The sequence below is a fragment of the Cupriavidus yeoncheonensis genome, assembly GCF_905397275.1.
Classification (GTDB): Bacteria; Pseudomonadota; Gammaproteobacteria; order Burkholderiales; family Burkholderiaceae; genus Cupriavidus; species Cupriavidus yeoncheonensis.
The window spans coordinates 152650-170361 of record NZ_CAJPUY010000016.1; the positions used below are offsets into that span (position 1 = coordinate 152650).

Consider the following 17712-nt stretch of genomic DNA (forward strand, 5'->3'; position numbering starts at 1 on the left):
CTCGATTACGTGGACAGTGCGTCCTCGGCGTCGATGTGGAACTTGCCCGCGCGGACAGCGTCCTCGAAATCATTGGGGCCCATCGCCCGGGCAAACCGCCAGCCCTGTGCCAGCTCGCAGCGCTGGGCCGCCAGCAGATCGCATTGCGCCTCGGTCTCGACGCCTTCCGCGATCGCCACCAGACCGAGTTCCCGCGCCAGCGACAGCACGGCGGAAACGATGGTGCGGGCGTGCGGGGAATCCACCATGTCCGCGACAAAGCTGCGGTCGATCTTCAGCGCCGACAGGGGAAACCTGCGCAGATAGGACAAGCTGGAATAGCCCGTGCCAAAGTCATCGACCGCAAAGCGGATACCGAGCGCCCCGAGTTCGGTCAGCAGATCCCCGGCGACCTTCGGGTCCGTCATCAGCGCGCCTTCGGTGATCTCGAGCACCAGCCGGTGCGGGTCGATGCCGGTATCGCGGATCGCGCTGCGCACGCTGTCGACAAAGCCCGGATGCCTGAACTGCACCGGTGACACATTGACCGACACGTATCCAAGCTCCACACCGTTTGCATCCCATGCGGCCAGTTGCGCGCATGCGCAGCGTACAGCCCACGCGCCAAGATGATTGATCAGCCCGTTGCTCTCGGCGAGCGGCACGAAGATTTCCGGCGAGATGGCGCCGCCGCGATGCTCCCACCGCATCAGCGCCTCGACTGCGCAGACGGTGTCCGGACCGACCCGGAAGATCGGCTGGTAATGCAGGAAGAGCTCACCGTTGAGCACGGCTTCGAACAGATCCTGCTCGATGCGGAATTGTTCGTTCAGCCGGTGATCCAGTTCCGACGAGTACAGGCAATAGCGATTGTTGCCCTGCGCCTTGGCCTGGTACATGGCCCGGTCGGCCCGCCGCAGCAACTGCGCCTCGGTCTCCCGCACGCCTGAGGCGAACGCCAGCCCGATACTGGTCGTGACACGCACCGGGCAGCCAGCCAGGTGGAATGGCTGCCTGCAGACTCGCATGATCTGTTCGAGCACGCCCCTTGCCGCCTCTTCCGAGGTCACGTCGTCGAGCAGGACCACGAACTCGTCGCCGCCAAGGCGGGCTATGGTGTCGCGGGAGCGCAGGGTCCCCGCGAGGCGCAGGCTCAGTTCTTTCAGCAGGATGTCGCCGACCTCGTGGCCGAGCGAATCGTTGACCTTCTTGAACCCGTCGAGGTCCATCAGCGCGATGGCAAAGCGCCCGCGCTGCGTGGCATCGCCGGTGAAATACGCGTCCACCCGATTGCGGATCAGTCCGCGGTTGCCGACACCGGTCAGCGGGTCGGTGAGCGATTGTTCCGTCAGCCGATGGAGTTTCTGGGCCCATTTGGTGACGTCGGTGCCAAACAGGAGTATCGATGTCCGGCCATCCGTGCCGGCATGACGGCAAACGCGCAGATCGATCCAGCGCGTGCCGGTAATGGCGTTGGCAAATCGGATTTCGGCCTGTTTGGGAAGACCGTCGCGGAAACAGGCTTGCAGCAGATGGGTGGCGCGCTCGCGTTCGTCAAAGGCAATAATGTCCTTGATCGATGCACGCAGCAGGTATTCGCGAGGAAAGGCCAGCAGATCCGCCGAAGCACTCGTGGCCTGGAGAATATTCCCGGATTCGCCGACCTGCAGCGCCAGTCCACCCCATGCTTCCAGCAGCGCCCAGGCATCCCTGTTTCCGGCAGGAGCCATCGCTCCCGCAACGCCGCCGGAACGGACCGGTTCCTGTGCGTTGCCTGCCTGAACAGCATCATACGTGAACGACGTCATGTGGTCTTTGGCCTAGCCTGTTTGGCGATTGCGCCTTGCCGATCTCCGGGGGCCGGCGGTAACGCAGGGAAACCCGGTAAAAAAGACAGCATTAATGGTTCAGAAACACGACTTACCGCCCTGGGTGAATCGACGGGAAGCCAATTCTATTACGGCCTCGAAGGATCGCGCTTGAAAACCCGTCACGGCATTGACATTCACAACGCAGTCATCCCGCTTCAATAGCGCGTGGGGTAGACAAAAGCCCTGATCTATGGAAGCGCAGAATTCACGCTGCTTCAGCAAGGCTCAGGATTTTGGTCTGTCAGTGGTTATCGGCAATCATTGCCTCGCCTTTAGATCCCGTTTGACCACAGGCGGACGACGGCAATGTGCTTGCCCTAGGTCGGCTCTTCCTGCTTCAGCCTTGCCGCACTGTTCTTGACGATATCCAGCACTGCGGCGGTCATTACCGCGGTCGAGACGCCGAACATCAGGATGCCATGAGCCGCCTCGATCGGCCCGAGCAGACGCCAGCGCTCGGACATGACAATGTCGCCATAGCCCAGGGTCGAGAAATTCACCGCCGAGTGGTAGAGGGCCTTCAAGAGGTCCGTGAACTCGCCGAGCAGCATGAACAATCCTGCCCAGATTGCCATCTGGGCGAAATTGCCGCACAGCGTGACAAGCATGATCACCGACAGGATGGCGACATCCACCCAGAACGGTTCGCGGCCCTGCCAGTGATGGCAGAAGCGGGCATAGCGGCGCAGACACACGGCTACGACCAGCCCCTGCAGCAGCAGGCACGCCAGCATGACCGGGACTGCGACCAGCAGATGGAGGCGCATGGCGGGCTTTCCTTGTCAGGGCGTGGAGGACGAAGCGCGGCTGCGTTGATCAAGCAGTTCCAGCATCAGGCAGGCATACAGCGTTACCCCGATGAACAGGCCCATGCGGACAGCGAAAGCATGGTAGACATCCTTGCCGGCCGCGCTGTCCTCGACCGACTGGCCCAGCAGGATGATCAGCGTCACCAGGGTGTTGAGCCAGAAGCCCGGCGAAAGCCGGCCCGCAGGCCCCGCAAAGAGCTTGCGCGCCAGCAGCAGCGCGAACAGGAGCATCCAGAGAAAGAACATCCACAGATGCACGAACAGGCCCAGGGCCCACCAGAACAGGATGGCCAGCAGTCCCCCGAACAGCGTGGAGCCAACCAGTTCGCGTGCGGCGCCGCGCGCCGTCGTGCAGCTTTGCCGCCCCAGACTGACCGCCTTCATGAGGATTGGCATATAGGCCGCCGGGTCCGCCAGCGCCAGCAGGACAGTCGGCATGACCACGAGCGCCGCGCGCAGCGCCATCCAGTCGGCGGCGCTTTGCGACATCGCCGGGGGGCGCCGTTGCGCCGGCACCGCCGCCGGTTCGGGAATCAGCCAGAAGCACAGGGCCAGGACCGTCACCGCGAGCAGCAATCCTTTGACGAGTGCGGCCACCACGGTAAGGGCCAGGCCGATGTCCGCGGTCCCTGCCACCGAGACCATGGTCAGGCCGGCCGCCAGGAACGTGCCGACCAGGCTGTTGCCGCCTCGCAGGCCCTGGCGAAATGCCAGGAACAGGCCAAGCCCGGTCATCAACACGCCACTGGACGGGTAGTGGCGCAGGAACGGAACCACCAGCAGCCCGCTGCCCGTGGCCAGCATGGCCACCAGTGCCAGCCCCACGCCAGCCCTGGCAGACAACGGCCGGTCGACGGAGGCGAGCACGAACGCGCCCACCACCGGTGCCACCATCGGAATGGGCCAGCCCAACCCGAAGCTCGTGGCGAGGCAGAGCGCGGTACCGATGGCCAGTCGCAGCGCGCGCCGTCCGCGCACCGCTGCCAGGCCAGCCGCGACACCGTCAGTAGACATAGGACAGCCAGCTCATCACGCGCAGGAACAGGCGGCCGAGCGGATTGAGGGGGTTGCCCTCGGTCGGGAATGCCATGACTTCGGCCTGCCCGCCCACGCGGACACCCTTCAGCGTCGCCAGCTCGCCCTTGTCGATCTCGACGATCACGGGGAAGCGCTGAGCCGGCCGAAGCCAGTCACGGCTGTTCTGGACCGTCGGCAGGCTGCCCGGTGGCGGACTCTGGCCCGCGCTGACGCCGTAGCCAACGCTGCGCACACGGCCCGCGAGTACCTTGCCGGGCCAGGCATCCAGCACGATCCCCACCGGCGTTCCCGGTTCGACATGGCCAAGATTGTTCTCGGTCATGTCTGCGCTGATCCAGAGGTCATGGATCGCGATCAGCGTCATGACCGGACTGCCGGCGGCGGCGTACTGGCCGGCTTCGGTGCGCAGGTCAGTGATGAGGCCGGCGGTGCGCGCACGCACCTGCGCATTGGCCAGGTCCAGCTCGGCCTTCTCCAGCGTCGCAGCCGCGCTGCGCAGCTTGGCATTCTCCTCTTCGCTGCCGCCCTGCTGCTCGCGCGCGCGCTCGACCTCCGCGCGGGCTCCGTCGACCTGGCTGATGGCCTGGGTGTGGGTGGCTCGCGCCACCTCGAGCCGCCGCAGCGATACCGTGCCCTGATCCTCGCTGTACAGGCGTTGAAGGCGTTCGCTGTCCTGGCGTGCCTTGACCTCGTTGGCCTGGGCGGCGCGCAGCGCGGCCTGCGCCGAGGCAATGCCTGCGGTGCCCGCGCCGATCTGCCGGCGCATGGATTCCAGGTCCGCGCGCGCGCGATCCGCCGCGATGCGGTAGTGCTGCGGATCGACCTCGAACAGGATGGCGCCGGCCTGCACGTCCTGGTTGTTGTGCACCAGCACGCGCGCCACGCGTCCGGACACTTCCGACGCCACCGGAACGACGAAGGCCTGGATGCGCGCCTGCTGCGTATAGGGCGTATAGCGGTCCGCGAACAGGTACCACGCCAGGCTCAGCACGATCAGCACCACCACCCACTTCACGCCCTTGCGCGCGGGATCTGCCGATGGCGCAGGCGCCTGGGGTGCCGGCGCTGGTGCCGGTGCCGGCGCTGGTGCCGGTGTCGATGGAGCAGCGTCACTCATCGGGTCTGCCTCCCTGCATGGATGAGCGTTTGCCGGCTGGCTCGCTCGCTGCTTCGTCGATCAGTCCACCCCAGTCGGTGCGTTGCTCCATCTGCTGCTGTGTCGGCGCGTCGACGAGCGGCTGCCCGGATTGCCAGCCGCCGCCAAGCGCCTTGTAGAGGGCAATCAGATATCCGACGGCCGTGCTGCGATTGACGAGATAGGCGTCCTGCTGTGCAAACAGCGCGCGCTGGGCGTCCAGCACGCGCTCGAAGTCGGAGTACCCTTCGCGAAACAGCGCGTTGGCCAGCGCCAGCGAACGGCTGGCGGCCTCCGACGCCTGGGCCAGGATCGCTTCGCGCTCCAGCGCCTTGATCAGGCCGGTGGCGGCGTCGTCCGCCTCGCGCGCGGCCTGGCGCACGCTGTCCTGGTAAGTCACGATGAGCTGCTGCAAGCGCGCGTCCTGTATGCGCACGTTGTTGCGGATGCGTCCGTAGTCAAAGACGTTCCAGCGCAGGCTCGGCCCCGCTATCAGCACCAGGCCGTTGGGTGTGGCGGGCAGCGAGCTGGCCGACCAGCCGATGCTGCCGAGCAAGGTCACGGACGGATAGAGATCGGCCTTGGCCACGCCGATCAGCGCCGATTGCGCGGCCATCTGCAATTCGGCGGCGCGGATGTCCGGCCGGCGCAGCAGCAGGCTGGCCGGGACATCCTGCAGCACGGCGCGGTCGATGAGCGGCACCACGCCCTCCCTGTCCGGCATGTCCAGCTGCTCATGCATGGGCGCCGGCGGGCGACCGACCAGGATCGCGAGCGCATTGCGCGCCTGCAGGATCTGGTTTTCCAGTTCGGGAATGCTGCTCAGGGTGCCAAGGTATTGTGTCTTGGCCTGCTGCAGGTCGAGCTCATCGCTCTCGCCGCCCTTGAACAGTCGCTCGGTAATTTCATAGCTGCGCTTCTGCAGCCGGGCGTTCTCGCGGGCGATGCGCAGGCGCGCCTGTGCCGCGCGCAAGGTGAAGTAGGTCTGGGCAACCTGTGCATGCAGCAGCACCAGCACGTCCTCATGGATCGCCCGCGAGGCAAAGTAGGCGGCATCCGCAGATTCGATCGCGCGACTGAAACGCCCCCAGAAGTCCAGCTCCCAGCCAACGTCCAGCCCGGCACTGTATTGCCAGACACGGCTGGTCTGGACCGTGGCGCCCGACTTCCGGCTATGAACGTAGAGCGTTTCGGCGCTTGCCTGCTGGACTTGCGGGAAGCGGCCGGCGAGCGCGATGCCGAGCTGGGCCCGGGCTTCCACCACGCGCAGGCCCGCGATCCTGACACCGGCGTTGCTGGCGTCGGCTTCGGCAATCAGTTTATCGAGGATGGGGTCGCCGAAAACCTGCCACCACTGGCGCAGATCCGGCTGCTGCCGCTGCTGCGTGACCTGGTCGAGCGCGGCAGTGCTCCATTGTTCGGTCCACGACTCGTGTTGCGCCTGGAAGTCCGGTCCCAGCCGGACACAGCCGCCTAGCAGCAGCGCCACCATCAGCAGCCGACAATGCAGGTGGACCGGCAGCGCCATGGTCAGAGGCTGACTGCTGCGGCGACACACTTCCGGAGCTGGCCCCGTGCGCCGGACACGGCGGAGCCTGCCCGGCCCCTGGTGTCAGGCAAGCCTGGGCGGATCGTCGTTTCCGAAGCAGGAACCTGCGGCATACGGGTCTCCTTTGAGAAACCGCGTTGTGACGATTCGGCGTACTAGGCCATTATGGTGTGCCATTGTGATTTCGGCCACCCATCGTTCGTTTCAGGCGCAACACCGGCGCGACACATGGAGCCAGGCAGAAAAACGGCCGGTCTTGCGACCGGCCGTGTTGGCTGCGCATGGCCGGCTTCAGCCGACGCTCAGCGGTTGGCGACCTCGAAGCGGTCCAGGTCCATCACCTTGCTCCAGGCCGCGACAAAATCCTGAACGAACTTCCCCCTGGCGTCCGAGCAGCCGTAGACTTCCGCCACGGCGCGCAGTTGCGAGTTGGAGCCGAAGATCAGGTCGATACGCGTGCCGGTCCACTTCAGCTTGCCCGTTGCGCGGTCGTAGCCTTCGAACACGTCCTTGCTGTCCGCGACCGGCTTCCACTCCGTGCCCATGTCGAGCAGGTTGATGAAGAAGTCGTTGGTCAGCGTTTCCGGCCGGTCGGTAAAGACGCCGTGCTTCGTCTGCCCGAAGTTCGCATTCAGGGCGCGCATGCCACCCACAAGCACGGTCAGCTCCGGCACCGTCAGCGTCAGGAGCTGCGCCTTGTCGACCATCAGCGTCTCGGCCGGGATCGCGTACGTACCTTTCAGGTAGTTGCGGAAACCATCCGCGATCGGCTCCAGCGCGCTGAACGACTCCACATCGGTCTGCTCCTGCGTGGCATCCATGCGTCCTGGGGTGAACGGGACCTTGACGTCGTGGCCGCCCTGCTTCGCCGCCTGCTCGACGCCGGCGCAACCGGCCAGCACGATCAGGTCGGCCAGCGACACCTTCTTGCCGCCCGACTGGGCGCTGTTGAACGCGCTCTGGACGCCCGCAAGGGTCTCCAGCACCTGCGCCAGCCGGGTCGGCTGGTTCACCTCCCAGTCCTTCTGCGGGGCAAGGCGGATGCGTGCGCCATTGGCGCCGCCGCGCTTGTCGGAGCCGCGGAACGTCGACGCCGAGGCCCAGGCCGTCGACACCAACTGCGACACCGGCACCCCGGTAGCCAGGATCCTGGCCTTGAGCGCGGCAACGTCCTGCTCGTCGATCAGCGCATGGTCGACGGCGGAGATCGGATCCTGCCAGATCAGCTCTTCGGCCGGGACTTCCGGGCCCAGGTAGCGCGCACGCGGCCCCATGTCGCGGTGGGTCAGCTTGAACCACGCCCGGGCAAACGCGTCGGCCAACTGATCCGGGTTCTCATGGAAGCGCCTGGAGATCTTTTCATAGGCCGGATCAACCCGCAGGGAAAGATCCGTCGTCAGCATGGTCGGTCCGCGGCGCTTGGATGGGTCGAAGGGGTCTGGCACGGTATTGGCCCCCGCATCGCCCTTGGGCTTCCATTGATGCGCACCGGCCGGGCTTTTCGTCAGTTCCCATTCATAGCCGAACAAGGTTTCGAAGTAGTTATTGCTCCACTTTGTTGGCGTGTTGGTCCAGATAACTTCGAGGCCGCTGGTGATGGCGTCGCCAGCTTTACCGGAACCATAGCTGCTATGCCAGCCCAGGCCCTGTGCTTCGAGCCCGGCGGCTTCCGGCTCCGGTCCCACATGGGACGCGGGTCCGGCGCCATGCGTCTTGCCAAAGGTATGGCCACCAGCGATGAGCGCAACCGTCTCTTCGTCGTTCATGGCCATGCGGGCAAAGGTCTCGCGGATATCCACGGCGGCCGCGGCCGGATCCGGGTTGCCGTTCGGGCCTTCCGGGTTCACGTAGATCAGGCCCATCTGGACAGCGGCCAGCGGGTTTTCCAGGTCGCGCACGCCGGAGTAGCGCTTGTCGGCCAGCCACGTGTTTTCGGATCCCCAGTAAACGTCCTGGTCCGGTTCCCATACATCCGGGCGCCCGCCACCGAAACCGAACGTCTTGAAGCCCATCGATTCCAGTGCGACGTTGCCGGTCAATACGATCAGGTCGGCCCACGAAATCTTCTTGCCGTATTTCTGCTTGATCGGCCACAGCAGCCGGCGCGCCTTGTCCAGGTTGACGTTGTCGGGCCAGCTGTTCAGCGGGGCAAAGCGTTGCTGCCCCGAACCCGCGCCGCCACGGCCATCGCCGGTACGGTACGTGCCGGCGGCATGCCAGGCCATGCGGATGAACAGGCCGCCGTAGTGACCGAAGTCCGCGGGCCACCAGTCCTGCGAGTCGGTCATCAGCGCCGTGAGATCCCGCTTCACTGCCGCCAGGTCCAGGCTCTTGAAGGCCTCGGCGTAGTTGAATCCCTTGTCCATGGGATCGGCCAGGGAAGAGTGCTGGCGCAGGATGCCCAGGTTCAGCTGATCGGGCCACCAGTCCCTGTTGGTTGGCCCCGAGCCGGCGGCGTGATTGAACGGACACTTCGCTTCGGTCGACATGTGTTCCCCTCCTTGGTTCGTATGCACCCAGATCGTTCGTTGTCAGATCGTTTGCTTCCAACCACACAGCTCAGCCTTGGAGTCCAAGCATGCCCTGAATAGAGTACTGTTTCTCCACACGGGGCGGAAATAGGTTTACTTCATGGCAGACAAAGAAAGAACCTAAGGCGAGGGCATCTTCTCTTCCGTATCCCCGTCGCCAATGTTCATGACAGGCCCGTATCGCCCCGTTCGGGTGAGGCATGCAGGCCAGCCCGGATCCGGAAACGCCGGTCAGAGTACGCCCGCCGACTAGAATGAAACAGCCCGCCCGGCGGGTGCATCGAAACGGCCCTCGCAGGTCATTGGCCGATGGCGGTGCCTTCGCATAGGCTCTACTGAAACCACGCTGCTGGAAGGATTGCCATGACGGAACTCGAACAGGACAAGGTCGTCGCCGTGCTGAACCGGATACTCGAAGCCGAGCTCGCCGGCGTGGTGCGCTACACGCACTATTCATTCCTGGTATTCGGCTTTGGGCGCATCCCGATCGTGTCGTGGCTGCGCGAGCAGGCCAACGAATCGCTGCTGCATGCCCACCAGGCCGGGGAATGGATCACCACCCTCGGCGCCTACCCGTCGCTCGGCATTGGCAAGCTGCTGGACAGCCATACGTTCGATATCGGTTCGATCCTGCGCGAGTCCCTGGCGACGGAGACGCTTGCGCTGGAGCTGTACCGCGAACTGCTAGGCCTGGTCGAAGGCCGCTCGGTGGCGCTGGAAGAGTATGCGCGTCAGCAGATCCAGGTCGAGGAGCTGCATGCCGGCGAAGTCGACAAGATGCTGCGCAAGCCCGGACAGTCGGCGACGTCGCAGTCGAGCCCGGCCTGACGCTTACCCTTGCGGCGCCTGCCCGGCGGCCCGATGGATCGCCGCGCGGATGCGCGGATAGGTGCCGCAGCGGCAGACGATATTCCCGAGCGCCGCGTCGATGTCCGCATCGGTCGGCTTCGGCGTGGCCTTGAGCAGCGCGCAGGCGGCCATGACCTGCGCGCTCTGGCAGTAGCCGCACTGGACCACGTCGACATCGAGCCACGCCGCCCTGACGGCATCGGCCTCCCTGCCCTGCACTCCTTCGATGGTCGTGATCTTCATGGCCGGGCGCAGCTTCGACAGGGTCAGCTGGCATGCCAGTTCGGCCTTGCCGTCCACATGCAGCGTGCAGGCTCCGCAGATGCCCACACCGCAACCGAACTTCGTTCCGGTCAGCGCCAGGTCGCAACGCAGTATCCAGAGCAGCGGCATGTCGGGTTCAGCATCCACGCTGACCGGCTTGCCGTTGACGTTCAGGGTCGCCATGGTGTTCCTCCTCGGCTAGGCGAGCTTCAGCGGCAGCGCGCGCAGCCGCTGGCCGGTCAATGCGAACAGCGCGTTGGCTACCGCCGGCGCAACGGGCGGCGTGCAGACTTCTCCCGCGCCCAGAGGTGCCGCGGCGCTGGCGATGATCTCGGTCTGGATCGCGGGGCAATCCGCCATGCGCACGACCGGGAAGTCATGGAAATTCTTCTGCTGCACGACGCCATCCGCAAAGGTGATTTCCTGGAGCAGCGCAGCGGACAATCCGAAGATGATGCCGCTCTCGGCCTGCTGGCGGATCAGGTTGGGATTCACCGGCGTACCGCAATCGATCACGCAGTACACGCGATGGACGCGGATCGTCTTGTCCGCCGCGACAGACACCTCCGCCACCTGCCCGACGATGCTCCCGTACGACTGGTGCAGCGCCACGCCGCGCGCGCGCGCGATGCCGTCGGCAGCGCGCGCCATCGGCTTGCCCCAGCCCGACAAGGCCGCCACGCGCTGCAGCACGGTCAGGTGACGCGGATGCTCTTCCAGCAGGGCTGCCCGGAACACAACCGGATCCTTGCCCGCCGCCGCCGCCATCTCATCGATAAAACACTCCGTGAAGAATGCCTGGTGCGAGTGTCCCACCGAGCGCCAGAAGCCCACCGGGATGGGCAGTTCGACATTCGTGTGGGAAATGCGGGCCGCCGGCCAGGCATAGGGCTGGTCGTAGGCGCCTTCCGCCACCGTCTTGTCGATGGGAATGCGCGGAAAGCCAAAGTCGCGCGCCAGCATCTCCGGTACGATGGCCTGCCCCGCCGAACGGGCCTGCCAGCCCACGAGCCGCCCTTCGCGATCCAGGCCGGCCCGCAACCGCGCCACGCAGGCAGGCCGGTAGAAGTCATGCGCCATGTCTTGCGAGCGCGTCCAGATCGTCTGCACCGGCCGCCCCTTGACCTCGCGCGCGATCGCAGCCGCCTGCGAGACAAAGTCCGCCTCAAGGCGCCGGCCGAATCCGCCGCCCAGCATCATGACCTGCAGGTCGACCTGGTCGGGCCGCAGGTCGAGGACTCTCGCGGCATGGGCGCGGGCAATCCCCGGCACCTGTGTCGAGACCCACACCGTTGCAGCATGGTCCTCGTACTGGACCGTGCAGTTGATCGGCTCGACGGCACCGTGCGCGAGATATGGCGCGCGATACTCGGCGTTGATCACTTTCGCGGCGCCGCGCAGTACCTCGTCCACATCGCCACGCGCATAGTATTCATGGCCATCGTCGCGGTCCAGTGCCGCGGCGATGCGCGCCATCAGCCTGGCGCTCGAAGCGCCGGCTGCCGGGCCAGGGTCCCAGTCGACCTTCAACGTGTCCAGCGCCTGCATCGCGCGGAACGCGTTGTCGGCAATCACGGCCACGCCGCCCGTGCCGCCGTTGAAAGGCGGCACCACGAATGCCTTCACGACGCCGCGCTGCGCCACGGCGGCACTGACGTCGGCATGCTTGACGCGGCCGCCGACGGTCGGGCACATCAGCACGCTGGCATACAGCAGCCTGGGGGGCAAGGCATCGATGCCAAAGCGTGCCGAGCCGTTCGTCTTTGCCGCCGCATCGAGCCTGTGCAACGGGCGGCCGACCAGGCGGAACGCGGACGGCTCCTTGAGCGGGACCTTGTCCGGCATCGGCTGGCGCGCGGCATCGGCGGCCAGCTCGCCGAATGTCGCGGAACGCCCGGAGCCATGCAGTACCTTGCCACCTTCCGTGCGGCATTCCGATTCGGTCACGCGCCAGCGCTGCGCAGCCGCGGACACAAGCATGGCCCGTGCCGAAGCCCCGGCCTCGCGCATGGGCATCCACAGGTCGCTGAGGCCGGAGGACCCGCCGGTGGCAATCTCGCCGATCTCGCGCATCAGCTTGCGCGTGACGTGGTCGGCGAAGCGGCGGACAAGGCGATGGTCATCAGGATGGAAAGGCAAGCCATCCACGACCACCTGAAGGTTGTTGAAGATCTTGTCCGGCGGCGCGTTCTCCACGCGCACGCGGCTCCAGTCGGCATCGAGTTCCTCCGCCAGGATCATCGCCAGGCCGGTATGCACGCCCTGCCCCATCTCCGAGCGGCACATCATGATGGTGACGCTGTTGTCCGCGTCGATCTTGACCCATCCGTTCAGCGCGACCTCGGCGCCTTGCGTCGGCAGCGGCGCCGACGTGGTCAGGCGCTGGCGCACGGGCAGCACAGTCCAGCCGACAACCAGGGCGCCGACTGCGCCGACTGCACCGATACCGCCGAAGATGAACGCTCTGCGCTTCATGGCGGGATCAGAATTCCAGGCAGAAGTCGATCAGGCGTGCCTTGTCCCAGTAGACCTTCCCCAGGTATACGCCCGGCGCAACGCAGCGGATCTCGTCGCGGATCCAGTGCGCCACCAGCGAGGTATCGGAATAGTCGAGCACGATGCATTCCTTCTGGTCGAGCCAGCTGTCCGCCTTGTAGACCCTGGCCAGGATCGCCTCCAGCCCGAATGGCGTGATGCGGTTCTTGAGCACGCCGCGGCTGGCATCGAATACCTTGCCCTGCCACGCGAACAGGCTGATCATGCGCGCGATGCTCTCGCTGAACACCGTGCCCGGCGAGATGATGGCGGTGCCCTTCGCTTCGCCGTTCGGGAGATCGCCCGCGGGACTCCCACGAAACAGGTCATCCAGTTCGGCCTGCTGCATTTGCAGGAGCTTGTGCACGTCGTAGGCCATGGTGGTCTCCCATCTGGAATTGCAGCGGCGGCGTTGCCTGTGCAGTGGCCAGCAGTTCGTCGGCAGCCTTCTCGGCCATCATGTAGATCGCGCTCACCGGGAAGAAGCCCGGGATGCGCGGAAACGCCGAGGCATCGACGACACGCAGCCGGCGCGTGCCGTGCACGCCGAAACGGCTGTCGAGCACGCCCCCCGCCGCGCGCGCACCGATCGGGCACGAGCACGACGCATGGTGGCCCCACGCGTTGTCGCGGATATAGCCGGCCAGGTCCTCATCGCTCTGGACATGCGTGCCGGGCAGCTCTTCCCGGGCGATATACCCCTGCTCCGCCAGCGGCCCGGCCAGGCCCCGCACAAAGCGGATCGCGCCGATCAGTGCGCGCATGTCCTCGCCTTTCGGATCATCCGCCGCCTCGAAATACCGGAAGTCGATATCAGGCACGTCGCGCGGATCGGCCGAACGCAGTGACACGATGCCGGCGCGGTTGCGCGTGTGCGCCTTGAGGATCGCCCAGGTCAGCATGTTGTCGTTCTGCGCGAAGATCTTGGAGTAGCCCGGGTAGTAGCCGACAAATCGTTCCAGCAGCGCCATGCAGAAGATGTCCGGCACCGGCATGCGGCGGCCCGAGCGGCGGATCACCGCCGTCGCCACGCCGTTGGTGGTGTAGACGCCGTCGCGCGCATCGAACCAGCTGCGGTACGGCGCGTCGTCACGCACGAACTTCGCGCCCTGAAGCACTTCCCATGAGCGCGACATCCGGTTCACCACACCGATCTCATAACGGTCCTGCAGGTTGCGGCCGACGCCGGGCAGGTCCACCCGTACCGGAATGCCGTGCTCGCGCAAATGTTCGGCCGGCCCGATGCCGGACAACATCAGCAGCTGCGGCGTGTTGAACGCGCCGCCCGCGAGGATGACCTCACGCCGCGCGCGGATCCGGCACCGCTCGCCAGGCTCTGCGTTGGGCTTTGCATGGGCCTGATAGAGATGCCTGCCCTTCAGGTACTCCACGCCGCAGGCGTCGCCCTGCTCGTCTAAGAGGACGCGCGTGGCCAGGGCGTCCATCTCGATATGCAGCATCGCCGGGTGCTGCTGCGCCACGTCCAGCAGGCGTTCGCGCGTACCGTGGCGCGCGTGGCGCTGCGTGGTCAGCGGCGTATAGCAGACGCCGTGGAAGCAGCGCCGCCCCCACAGCCGCGAATTGGGATCGCCCTGCCACCGGAGCAGCCGCAGCCATGCGTGCAGGCGCCGGGGCACGCTTCGCGCGGCCAGTTCCATCGAGCCGATGATGACGCGGACCAGGGCATCGTCGGCCAGCGCTTCCAGCGGCATCGCGCGTTCCGTCTGCAGCCAGCCGTCCCATCCGTGCAGCGTAGGGTCCAGGCCCAGGCGGCGCGCCAGGTTCCACAGCGGCCGATGGTGGCATTGCTCGACCAGCTTCGCATACCGGCGCATGCGTGACGCCGTCCAGGACGGGTCGCCGGTCAGGTCTGCAATGTAGTCCCAGTCCGCATCGTGTGGATACAGGAAGATCAGCGCGTTGTGCGCGGTGCAGCCGCCCAGCGTGCCCGCGCGCGGATACAGCACGCCGGACGGCCCGCATTTGGGGTCGCGGCGCTGCTGCGCGTCATCGGCATAGTGGCGCACGAAGAAGTTCCACGCCATGGACGGGTTCTCGCTCGCGCAGGCGTGGAAGCCCGGCACGTCGTAGTCCTCGGGCATGCACGACATCTCATGCGCGCGCGCATCGCAGCCGGCTTCCAGCACGCACACGCGCATGCCAGCCTCTGCCAGGCGCGCGGCCAGCGTACCGCCGCCAGCGCCGGATCCGACGACTACGTAGTCCCATTCCGTTTCATCTTGCCCAGACATAGCCCCCCGCCACGTCGCTGCCTTTGCATTGTCAGAACGTCTTCAGGAAGGCGATCAAGGCGCGCTTGTCGTCGTCGCTCAGCACGGGTTCCTTGCCGAACGCCCGCTCGTCGGCACTCAGGCCGTCCTGGTTGTTGAACTCGGCGGTGCCGAAATAGTGGCCGCGGTTGACCACGAAGTCCGGGCACTTGCTGAGCGACAGCATCGGCTTGACCACGTCCGCATAGATCCGGCGCAAGTCGTCGTCCGTCGCGCCTGCGGGCACCGATGCGAGGTCTCCCTTGAGCTTGACCAGCAGCTTGAGCACCTTGGCCGCGTGGTCCGCCTTGGCGATCGGATCGGATGTCTCCGACAGCGGCTGCAGGTTCGCCAGCAGGTTCACCGGCATCCTGGCCGGGGCCGGGCCGATGGTCACGTCGCCACTCTCGCCCACCAGCCAGGGCGCCCAACGGTGGAGTACGTCCTCCATGGGCCGCAGCACATCAGGCACGAACCCAACCGGGATGGTGATCTGGCTGCGTTCCGTGGTGCGGTCGATCACGCCCGGTACTTTGGTGCCGAGCACGCTGTCATGGGCACGCTTTTCGGGCCACAGAAGCTGTTCGATCGATGCGTCAAAAACCTGCATGCGGCTCTTGACCGAAGGATCGCCGCTGAATGGCCCGAGCGAATTGTTGAGCAGGAACGGCGCCGTCGACCAGATGCTGATCAGCGACGGCACCCGCGTATAGCCGCGCCCGCCGGCCGGCATGCGGTACGGCCAGCGCTCGGCCGTGAACGGGTCGTACAGCGTCACGGTACCTACCGACGGCAGGCTCTTGTAGGTCTGCGAAGAAAAGTTGTCCCAGATATTGCCGCGGATCGCATTGGTGGCCAGCGGGCTGCAGATATTCGTGCGCAGCAGCGTGGCCGGCACGCGGACATCGCTGGACAGGTAGTTGTTGGCAAGGAAATCCGGCGCGTTGACGATGTCGCGCATCTTTGCCTTGTAGTCGTCGGTCTGAGTCCATTTCCAATAGCGCTGGACGCAACCGATGTACTTGTCGCCACCGCAGTCGCGCATCTGCAGGTCCGCCGGGGGCGGTGGTCCCTTGCTCGAATGGCAGCGCGCGCAGGTCTCCGCGAACACGGTCTTGCCGCGGTTCAACAGACGGGCGCCATCGGGCGTTGCAGGATCGGCCAGGTAGGCCTTGCCACCTGGGGCATCGGCCAGGTGGTCGGCCGGCGTCGATTTCAGCAGGAATGCGGCCAGATTGAAGGATCCCGCCTCCGTGGCGCGCCAGTAGGAAGAATTCTTCTGCGCCACCGCGATCTCGATCGGCGAGATCGACTTGCCGCCGAGGATCGGATTGAAATGCAGCAGCCATTCCTCGCTGAACAACCCGATGTTCAGGTAGACGCGGTTCAGTGCTCCGAGTACGCCGACGGAATCGGCGCCATCCTTCAGGACGTGCGGCGTCCAGACGGTATCAGGCGCCTTGTAGAACTCCGCAAGCGCGCCGGTCTGGACGAAATCGTTCAGCTGCTTGTTGTTCTTCTCTCCGCCGGCGATGGTCTCCTGTCCGATCCGCCTGGCCACGCCCATGCGCGCCATCAGGTCGTAGAGCGCATTCATCGTGCGCGGGTTGTTGATGTTGTCGGTCGAGACCAGCGAGGTGTCCATCGCCCCCGGCCGGAATGTATGGACGAGCTGGAACATGAAGTTCTGCTTGCCCGCGGGTGTGGCGGCGTTGTGGATGAAGAGGCGATCGACCCACATATACTGCGCCCCCACGGTGGAACTGAGTTCGGCCCATTGCGGATGCTCTGGATCGGCCGGTGGGTGGATCGGGCTCGGGCCAATGTGGCAGAACCCGCAAGACATTCCTACACGGTAAGGCCGGACGAGGTCTGCCCGGTTGTAGTAGGACGGATCGGTGTAGTAGCGCTCCGGGTCCCAGGCCTTGGCGGCTTTATCGTCGAAGGCGGGATTGGGGAATAGCCGCAGGCCGACAATGCCGGTCGGGTAGCCGTAGTACGAGCCGACCGGAAGCTTCTGGCCACTCGCGAATGTCGCGCCGCGTGCGCCGGTCCTGACGCCTGGATACGCCTGCTCGTTCTCGAACGGATCGGCCGGGCAATCCTTGGCACGCTGGTCCAGCCACAAGCCAAAACGCTGCGGATCGGGTCCGCGTGGCTTGCTGAAGCACGGCTCGTTGAGCAGGCCAAGGTAGGTCCAGCGGTTGTCGCGCGAATAACCCTGGCTTGGATGGGAGCTGATCGACTTGAGCAGGTCAAATGCACCGAACGTGTAGTTCGTCATCGCGTCCCAGAACCGGTCGTTGCCACCGGTCCACACGATCCACATATTGCGGCCCTGGATTTCTTCCTTGGTCAGGGCTACGCCACGGTCCATGTCGTGGAAGTAGTCGTCGGCGGCCTGTCGGAATGATTCGGCATTGCGGCCGGCCTGGAGCGCTTCGTCCTGGACGTGGCCAGCCTTGGGCCTTGAACAGCCACTTGCGAGCACCGCGGCGCAGAAAACGGCGGACCAAAGAATCGACTTGCTGTGCAGGTTCACCGTCGTCCCTCCCCGGCCGGATGGTCTATCACAGCAGCGTGTGCGCTACGCACGCCGTTGGGTACAGATAAACCTAGAAATGACCTGAGGAGAAGTCAAGGTTGTAACTGATCTACAACACTTTTTTTCGACGGCGTGTTCGACGATGTTTCCGACAGAGATAAGCGAAGAGATATACGGCGGCGTCAGCGGGATCCGTCGCTGGGGGGCTGTGCCAAGCCGGCGCCACAAAGCAAAAACCCCTCGCAGCACATGCTGTCGAGGGGTTTTGCATTGTAAGAGCCTGGCGATGACCTACTTTCACACGGGTAATCCGCACTATCATCGGCGCGGAGTCGTT

At 65.5% G+C, this 17712-nt stretch carries 12 protein-coding genes; 1 reads left to right on the forward strand and 11 read right to left on the reverse strand.

Going from position 1 to position 17712, the window contains the following annotated elements; translation table 11 throughout:
* Positions 1 to 5: 5 nt before the first annotated feature.
* The 6 genes from KHO22_RS21795 to katG form a co-directional block, all read right to left on the reverse strand.
* On the reverse strand, positions 6 to 1709 hold the full coding sequence (locus KHO22_RS21795; RefSeq protein WP_211949242.1) for a putative bifunctional diguanylate cyclase/phosphodiesterase: 1704 nt from the start codon (positions 1707 to 1709) through the stop codon (positions 6 to 8).
* A gap of 458 nt (positions 1710 to 2167) precedes the next feature.
* Positions 2168 to 2617 (reverse strand): potassium channel family protein, encoded by a 450-nt coding sequence (locus KHO22_RS21800; RefSeq protein ID WP_211949243.1) that lies wholly within the window; start codon positions 2615 to 2617, stop codon positions 2168 to 2170.
* 15 nt (positions 2618 to 2632) lie between these two features.
* A complete protein-coding gene (locus tag KHO22_RS21805; protein ID WP_211949244.1) occupies positions 2633 to 3673 on the reverse strand; it encodes a DUF2955 domain-containing protein in 1041 nt (346 codons plus the stop codon).
* Positions 3663 to 4814, reverse strand: coding sequence for an HlyD family secretion protein (locus KHO22_RS21810; RefSeq protein ID WP_211949245.1), 1152 nt, complete (start codon positions 4812 to 4814; stop codon positions 3663 to 3665). The genes KHO22_RS21805 and KHO22_RS21810 overlap by 11 nt, the downstream gene beginning before the upstream one ends.
* A complete protein-coding gene (locus tag KHO22_RS21815; RefSeq protein WP_211949246.1) occupies positions 4807 to 6360 on the reverse strand; it encodes an efflux transporter outer membrane subunit in 1554 nt (517 codons plus the stop codon). Before KHO22_RS21815 ends, KHO22_RS21810 begins: the two co-directional genes overlap by 8 nt.
* 323 nt (positions 6361 to 6683) lie before the next feature.
* Entirely contained in the window at positions 6684 to 8870 is a 2187-nt protein-coding gene (gene katG / locus KHO22_RS21820) for a catalase/peroxidase HPI (protein ID WP_211949247.1), read from the reverse strand.
* Positions 8871 to 9275: 405 nt separating this feature from the next.
* On the opposite strand from katG, the gene KHO22_RS21825 reads away from it, so the two are divergent.
* Positions 9276 to 9740 carry a ferritin-like domain-containing protein gene (locus KHO22_RS21825; protein WP_211949248.1) on the forward strand — a complete coding sequence of 155 codons (465 nt, stop codon included), beginning with the start codon at positions 9276 to 9278 and terminating at the stop codon, positions 9738 to 9740.
* Between the two features lie 3 nt (positions 9741 to 9743).
* Here the strand turns inward: KHO22_RS21825 and KHO22_RS21830 are convergent, their stop codons facing one another.
* From KHO22_RS21830 to KHO22_RS21850, 5 genes are read right to left on the reverse strand one after another with little or no spacing between them, the layout of a single operon-like run.
* Positions 9744 to 10208, reverse strand: coding sequence for a (2Fe-2S)-binding protein (locus KHO22_RS21830; protein ID WP_211949249.1), 465 nt, complete (start codon positions 10206 to 10208; stop codon positions 9744 to 9746).
* A 15-nt stretch (positions 10209 to 10223) separates the two neighbouring features.
* The gene (locus KHO22_RS21835; protein WP_211949250.1) at positions 10224 to 12500 is read right to left on the reverse strand and encodes a xanthine dehydrogenase family protein molybdopterin-binding subunit; all 2277 of its coding nucleotides are present in this window, start codon (positions 12498 to 12500) and stop codon (positions 10224 to 10226) included.
* 7 nt (positions 12501 to 12507) lie between these two features.
* On the reverse strand, positions 12508 to 12939 hold the full coding sequence (locus KHO22_RS21840; RefSeq protein WP_211949251.1) for a hypothetical protein: 432 nt from the start codon (positions 12937 to 12939) through the stop codon (positions 12508 to 12510).
* Positions 12887 to 14812, reverse strand: coding sequence for a GMC family oxidoreductase (locus KHO22_RS21845; RefSeq protein ID WP_211949252.1), 1926 nt, complete (start codon positions 14810 to 14812; stop codon positions 12887 to 12889). Before KHO22_RS21845 ends, KHO22_RS21840 begins: the two co-directional genes overlap by 53 nt.
* Positions 14813 to 14843: 31 nt before the next feature.
* Complete coding sequence (locus KHO22_RS21850; RefSeq protein ID WP_211949253.1) at positions 14844 to 17372, reverse strand: hypothetical protein; 2529 nt, start codon at positions 17370 to 17372, stop codon at positions 14844 to 14846.
* Positions 17373 to 17712: the final 340 nt, after the last annotated feature.